Genomic DNA, 7,272 nt, shown 5'->3' on the forward strand with positions numbered 1-7,272 from the left:
TCACGCCGGGGGTCGCGGGTTCGAGTCCCGTCCACTCCGCCAGATTCCTTGTGCAGACCCTCGTGTTTGCGCAGACAAGAAGCCACCGCAAGGTGGCTTTTTTGTTTCTGGTTGTTGCAGTTTTCGGTGTGACTTCTTCACATGGAAAGCCTTTGTGCACAAAACACGATCTATTGCCCAGATTTTTTAAGGGCAAACCCGGAACTTTCCCTCAACATTCGTAACAATAGACGGTGTCCTGTTTGCAGGGCGTCCATCTTTCACCGACTCGTCTGCCCCGCTCCATGCGCCTTGCGCCATCGTTTGTCTTTTCGTTGCTGATGCTGCTGTCCATCTTCTGCGGGCAGGTGGCAGCTTCGGCATCTTCCGATGGGTTGGAAGGCGATGGCCTGCTGGCGCACCATCCCGTCGTGACCATCGATGAGGAATTCCTCGAGGAACTCGCGGAAGTGGAGGAAGACGACGAGACCGAGTTTGCCGAGCTGACGGCACACAGCGGCAACAAGCGCCAGCTGCTGGCCCTGCTGGCCTGCGGCGAGGACCGTTCCGCCGAGATGTACTGGCCGCCCGAGCCCATCGCCGTACAGGTGGTGTCGCTGTGGGCCCCGCCTTCGACCTATTCCCAGGCGCACCTGTCGCCCGCCCCGGGCCAGTTGCTGCGCCCTCCAAGACCTTCCCTGCTCGGCTGACCGCATATTGCGGCGCAGGCATGCCTTGTGCCCCTTGCGCCCCTTGTCGGCTGACGCATCCCACTGCCTGATCACTGCTCGTGCGCGCCTTGCTGGCGTGCACGCCATGCCGTCGTCCGCGCGCTGACTGCGCACGGCGCGGCCATGCCCGTTCCCGCGTGGTCCGCAGGGAAGGGCCCATCTCTTACTCAACCCCTCGACTGTCGCTTTGCGGCAGATGCATGCCATGGTGAATCCAACGGTATTGGCGGGAATGGCCCCCGCCCGTTTTCCATCCTGTTCGCGCAAGGTCCTGCAAGGCGCGATCTGCAGCCTGCTGGTGGGCTGGGGTGCTGGCGCTTCGGCGCAGGCCCATCCCCCTGGCAAGCCCCAGGCGTCCCAGGCGCCCCTGACGCAGGCGGCTCCGGCCGCCGCCGAGGCCGCCGAGGCCGCCGAGGCCGCCGAGGCCGCGGCGTCCCGTACGCCGATCGTGCCGAAGGCCGGTTCGGCCGCAGAGGCGCCTTCGGTGGCTTCGGCCGCCGCACAGCGCCTGCCCCAGCTGAGCCTGAACGAGGTCGTTCGCGCCGTGCTGGACCACAACCCCGATCTGCGCGCTGTCGAGCAGTCCCGGACCACGGCGCGCGCAGGCGTGGTCAGCGCCTCGGCGCTGCCCAATCCCAAGCTCGAATGGAACCAGGGCCGCAACAGCGCCCGCGTTCCGGGCGCGGCAGCCGGCACGGTGCAGGGCTGGGCCGTGGCCTTGCCCATCGAGAACCCCGCCGTGCGAGGTGCGCGCGTGGAGGCCGCGAGGGCAGGCGAGCAGGGCTCGGTGCACTTCGTGGCGACCACGCGCAATGCGCTGGTGGCCCAGGTGCGGCTGCGCGCCTACGAAATGGTGCTGCGCGAGGCGGAGGTCGAGGCCGCCAAGGAGGCGGTGCGCCTTCTGGAGCAGGCCCATGAGCGCGTCCGCGTCCGCGTGGACAGCGGCGAGGCGGCCCGCTACGAAATCATCAAGGCCGATGCCGAAATCATCCAGGCGCGCCAGCAGGAGCAGACCGCAAGGCTGCGTGCCGAGCAGGCGCAGCTGGCGCTGGGCCGCCTGGCCGCAGGCCAGCTGCCCGTGCGCTTCCGCCTGGATGTGTCGCTGGAGGATCCGCTGCGCATCGAGGACATGGGCGAGATCGATCCCATGGAGCATCCCGAACTGCGCCAGCTCAAGGCGGAGGTCGAGCGTGCCCAGGCGCGGCTTGACGGTGCCAAGGCCTCGCGCTGGCCGGGCGTGGAGCTGCGCTACGGCCAGACGCGCGAGCCCGACGTGCGCCTGAACACGGTGGGCGTGAGCATCCAGATCCCCTTGCTCGACCAGCACCGCGGCCCGATCGACGAGGCGGCCTCCGAGCTGGAGCGCGCGCGTCTGCAGCTGGAAGGCCGGCAGATCGAGCTGCGCCAGCAGACGCTGCAGGCCTGGAAGGAACTGGAGATGGCGCGACTGCGCACCCAGGCACTGAGCCAGGGTTCGGTGCGCGAGGCCGAGTCGGCCCTGCGCGTGGCCGAGGCCGCCTACCGCTTCGGCGAGCGCGGCATTCTCGATGTGCTCGATGCGCAGCGCGTGCTGCGCTCCATCCGTGCAGACCTGCTCGACGCGCGCTACCAGCTGCAGGCGGCGCGCATACAGCTCGAATACCTGGCGGGCCGCTACGACGATCCGTCCGCGCTGTGAAGCGCGCCGTCCCTGCCTCACACCCGAAATCAGAAACGAACATGTCCTTGAATATGCATCCGCAACCCATCGCCGCCCGCGCAGGCAGCCGCACCTTGGTGAACTCCCTGGCCCTGGCCGGCCTGCTGGCCGCAACGCTGGCGCTGAGCGCCTGCGGCAAGAACGAAGAGGCCGAAGCCAAGGCGGCGCCCGCAGCGGCCGCTGCGCAGGAGCAGGACCCGATGGAGGTCCGCGTCACCGCCGAGATGGCGCCCAACTTCGCCGTCAAGCCCGTGGCGCAGGCGCAGATCGCGTTGCTGCAGGAGGTGTCCGGCCGCATCGAGGCCAATGAGCGCCAGGTCACCCGCATTGGCGCGGCCGCCACGGGACGCGTGACCGAAGTGCTGGTCGAAGTGGGCGACCGCGTGCGCGCGGGCCAGGTGCTGGCCCGCGTGGCCAGCCCCGAGCTGACCACCGCCCAGCTGGCCTATCTGCGTGCACACTCCGCCGCCACGCTGGCCGAGCGCGGCGTGGAGCGCGCGCGCCAGCTGATCGCCGCCGACGTCATCGGCTCGGCCGAGCTGCAGCGCCGCGAGTCCGAGCTGTCGATTGCGCGCGCCGAGCAGCGCGCTGCCGGCGACCAGTTGCGCCTGATCGGCATTCCCGACAGCGCCATCGCCCAGCTGCGCGACAAGGGCACGCTGCAGTCGCATGCGGCCGTGCTGTCCACAGGGGCCGGCGTGGTGATCGAGCGCAAGGTCAGCTCCGGCCAGGTGACCCAGCCCGGCGATCCGCTGTTCACCGTGGCCGACCTGAGCAGCGTCTGGGTGGTGGGCGCGATCCCCGAGCAGATGGCCAGCGGCGTGCGTGCCGGCCAGGCCGTGGAGATCGCCGTGCCCGCCCTGGGCGAGCGCGTGCTGTCCGGCCAAATCGTGCATGTGGGCGACACCGTGACGCCCGAGACCCGCACCGTCACCATCCGCACCCAGGTGGACAACCCCGAGCGCGACCTCAAGCCCCAGATGCTGGCCACCATGCGCATCCAGGGCGAGGTGCGCCAGCTGCTGGCCGTGCCGGCCGAGGCCGTGGTGCGCGAGAACGACCGCGACCATGTCTTCGTCAAGAAGGGCGAGAACCACTACCGCCTCACGCCCGTCGAGCTGGGCACCGCCAGCGGCGGCATGCGCCCCGTGAACAAGGGCGTGGCCGATGGCACGGTCATCGTCACCACGGGTGCCTTCCACCTGAACAACGAGCGCAAGCGCGCAGAGCTGGAGTAAGCCCATGATCGCTTCCATGATCCGGGCCGCACTGAGCCAGCGGCTCATCGTGATCGTGCTCTCGCTGGTGCTGTGCGGCTTCGGCCTGCGCGCCGCCATGAATCTGTCGGTGGATGCCTTTCCTGACGTGACCAACGTCCAGGTTCAGGTGGCCACCGAGGCGCCAGGCCGTTCGCCCGAGGAAATCGAGCGCTTCGTGACCGTGCCGCTGGAAATCGCCATGACCGGCATGCCGGGCCTGGTGGAGATGCGCTCGCTCAACAAGAGCGGCCTGTCCATCATCACCCTGGTCTTCACCGATGCCACCGACGTGTACTTTGCACGCCAGCTCGTCACCGAGCGGCTGATGGAGGTCACGCCGCGCATGCCCGCAGGCATCATCCCCGTGCTGGGGCCGGTGTCCACGGGCCTGGGCGAGGTCTACCAGTACACGCTGGACCATCCCGACGACGGCAAGCGGGCCCTCACGCCCGAGGAGCTGACCGAGCGCCGCACCATCCAGGACTGGGTGGCGCGCCCGCTGCTGCGCTCCATTCCCGGCGTGGCCGAAATCAACTCGCAGGGCGGCTACGTCAAGCAGTACCAGGTGGAGGTCGATCCCGGCCGGCTGCGCCACTACGGCCTGTCCGTGCGCCATGTGGTCCAGGCCATCGCCGACAACAACGCCAATGCCAGCGGCGGCATCCTGCCCCAGGTCACCGAGCAGTACCTGATCCGCGCCGTGGGCCTGGTCCAGTCGCTGGATGACATCGGCAACATCGTTCTCAAGCAGGAAGGCGGCGTGCCGGTCTTCGTGCGCGATGTGGCCGAGGTCCAGCTGGGCCAGGAAGTGCGCCAGGGCGCCATCATCAAGGGCGGCTATACCGAAGGCGTCTCCGGCATCGTGCTGATGATGCGCGGCGGCAATGCCAAGGAGGTGGTCACCCGCGTGAAGGAGCGCGTGCAGGAGATCAACTCCAAGGGCATGCTCCCCGGCGGCCTGCAGATCGTTCCCTACTACGACCGTACCGACCTGGTCGACTCGGCGCTGTGGACCGTGGGCAAGGTGCTGATCGAGGGCATCCTGCTCGTGGTCGTGGTGCTCTTCATCTTCCTGGGTGACGTGCGCTCCAGCCTGATCGTGGTGGCCACGCTGATCATCACGCCGCTGACCACCTTCATCATGATGAACCGCTGGGGCATCTCGGCCAACCTCATGTCGCTGGGGGGGCTGGCGATCGCCATCGGCCTCATGGTCGATGCCACCGTGGTGGTGGTGGAGAACGTGTTCCACAAGCTCGGCCAGGCCGGCGACAGCATGGGCGCACGCGTGCGCACCGTGCTGTCGGCCACCACCGAGGTGGCCACGCCCACCATCTTCGGCATCGCCATCATCATCCTGGTGTTCCTGCCGCTGATGACGCTGCAAGGCATCGAAGGCAAGATGTTCGGCCCGCTGGCGCTGACCATCGCGATCTCGCTGGCCGTCTCGCTGGCCGTGTCGCTGTTCCTGTCGCCCGTGCTGTGCTCGTACTTCCTCAAGGGCGGCGCGGACCATGACACGCGCCTGATCGCCTTCCTCAAGCGCCACTACCTGCGCCTGCTGGACCTGGCCACCGCGCGCAACCGCGCCACGCTGGCCGTGGCCGTGGCGCTGCTGCTGGGCTCGCTGGGACTGTTCCCGCTGCTGGGCAAGTCCTTCATGCCCACCATGAAGGAGGGGGCGCTGACGCCGCAGATCAACCGCGTGCCCAGCATCTCGCTGGACGAGTCCATCCGCATGGAAATGGCGGCGATGAAGTCCGTGGCCGAAGTGCCCGGCGTGCTCAGCGTGGTCTCCAAGCTCGGGCGCGGCGAATCGCCGGCCGATCCCGCAGGCCCCAACGAGTCCGACCCCATCGTGCTGCTGGACCCCGAGTCCGACCGCACCCAGGACGAGATCGACGAAGACATCCGCCAGCGCCTGTCCTCGATCCCGGGCGTGCAGATCGTGCTGTCCCAGCCGATCTCCGAGCGCGTGGACGAAATGGTCACGGGCGTGCGCTCGCAACTGGCCATCAAGGTCTTCGGCGACGAGCTGAGCGAGCTGCGCGACGTGTCCGAGCAGGTCGCACGCATCCTCAAGAGCGTGCCGGGCAGCACGGACATCCGCGTCGAGCGCCTGTCAGGCCAGCAGGCGCTGACCGTGGATATCGACCGCAAGGCGATCGCCCGCCACGGCCTGAACGTCACCGACGTGCAGGGCGTGATCGAGTCGGCCATCGGCGGCAAGGAAGTGACCACGGTCTACGAGGGCGAGCGCCGCTACAACGTGGTGGTTCGCTTCCCCGAGCCGTTCCGCGGCTCGCCCGCCGCCATCGGCGCCACCTTGCTGACCACGGCCACGGGCGCCCAGGTGCCGCTGAGCAGCGTGGCCCGCATCGAGCTGGTGGACGGCCCCGCGCAGATCAGCCGCGAAGGCGGCAAGCGCCGCGTGGTGGTGGGAGCCAACGTGGAAGGGCGCGACCTGGGCGGCTTCGTGACCGAAGTGCAGCAGCGCATCGACAGTGAAGTGCAGTTGCCCGATGGCTACTACTTCAAGTACGGTGGCCAGTTCGAGAACATGGAGCGCGCCATGGGCACGCTGCAGATCATCGTGCCGCTGACCATCGTGGCCATCTTCTTCCTGCTGTTCCTGCTGTTCAACTCGGTCAAGCTGGCCGGGCTGATCATCCTGGTGCTGCCCTTCGCCTCCATCGGGGGACTGATAGGCCTGTTCGTCACGGGCGAATACGTGAGCGTGCCGGCTTCGGTGGGCTTCATCGCGCTGTGGGGCATTGCGGTGCTCAACGGCGTGGTGCTGGTCTCCTGCATCCGCAAGCTGCGCGAAGATGGCATGAACGTGGCCGAGGCCGTGCGCGAAGGCTGCGTGCAGCGCTTCCGCCCCGTGATGATGACGGCCACCGTCGCGCTGCTGGGCCTGGTGCCCTTCCTGTTCGCCACCGGCCCCGGCTCGGAGGTGCAACGCCCGCTGGCCATCGTGGTGATCGGTGGCCTGATCTCGTCCACCCTGCTCACGCTGGTGGTGTTGCCGACCCTGTACCGCTGGTTTGACGAAAAACCGCTGGAAGCCTGATGAAGGAGACACTGCAATGACCATGAAGGAAATCCGGGCCATCGTGCGCCCCAGCCGCCTGGAGCGCCTGCGCGACGCGCTGCGCGCCATTCCCAACTTCCCCGGCGTGACGCTGTTCCGTGCCGAGGGCTTCACGGCCCCGGCCGCCATCGACAAGCGCAGCGTGAAGGAGGAGTTGACCGACTTCTCCGACAAGATCATGGTCTGCGTGCTGGCCGAGGCATCCATGGTCGAGCCCATCCGCGCGGCCATCACCTCGGCCTGTCACTCGGGCCAGGTCGGCGACGGCCTAGTCTGGGTGGTGGACATCGCCGAGATCCACCGCATACGCGATGGGCAAAGCCTGGCCTGACCCGGGCTGCAGCAGGGCGCCGGAATGCAGGGCGACATAAAAAAGTCATGTATTCCGGAATTGCCCCAAAAACGCTGTGCTACAATTTTTGAATCGCAGCAACGAAGCAGTGCAACGTTGCAGCAAGGGGGTATAGCTCAGCTGGGAGAGCGCTTGCATGGCATGCAAGAGGTCATCGG

At 67.8% G+C, this 7,272-nt stretch carries 5 protein-coding genes; all 5 read left to right on the top strand.

The window, feature by feature from the left end; translation table 11 throughout:
* Positions 1-320: 320 nt before the first annotated feature.
* The 5 genes from AC5I49_RS05550 (at position 321) to AC5I49_RS05570 (ending at position 7,093) form a co-directional block, all read left to right on the top strand.
* On the top strand, positions 321-689 hold the full coding sequence (locus tag AC5I49_RS05550) for a hypothetical protein (RefSeq protein ID WP_017407525.1): 369 nt from the start codon (positions 321-323) through the stop codon (positions 687-689).
* Between the two features lie 226 nt (positions 690-915).
* Entirely contained in the window at positions 916-2,388 is a 1,473-nt protein-coding gene (locus tag AC5I49_RS05555; RefSeq protein ID WP_495788962.1) for a TolC family protein, read from the top strand.
* A 41-nt stretch (positions 2,389-2,429) separates the two neighbouring features.
* Entirely contained in the window at positions 2,430-3,647 is a 1,218-nt protein-coding gene (locus AC5I49_RS05560) for an efflux RND transporter periplasmic adaptor subunit (RefSeq protein ID WP_046988335.1), read from the top strand.
* 4 nt (positions 3,648-3,651) lie between these two features.
* Positions 3,652-6,741: an efflux RND transporter permease subunit gene (locus tag AC5I49_RS05565; RefSeq protein WP_016450796.1), complete on the top strand. Its 3,090-nt coding sequence runs from the start codon at positions 3,652-3,654 to the stop codon at positions 6,739-6,741.
* 16 nt (positions 6,742-6,757) lie between these two features.
* Positions 6,758-7,093, top strand: a complete 336-nt coding sequence (locus tag AC5I49_RS05570) for a P-II family nitrogen regulator (RefSeq protein ID WP_016450797.1) — start codon at positions 6,758-6,760, stop codon at positions 7,091-7,093.
* Positions 7,094-7,272: the final 179 nt, after the last annotated feature.

This window comes from Delftia sp. (assembly GCF_059499305.1).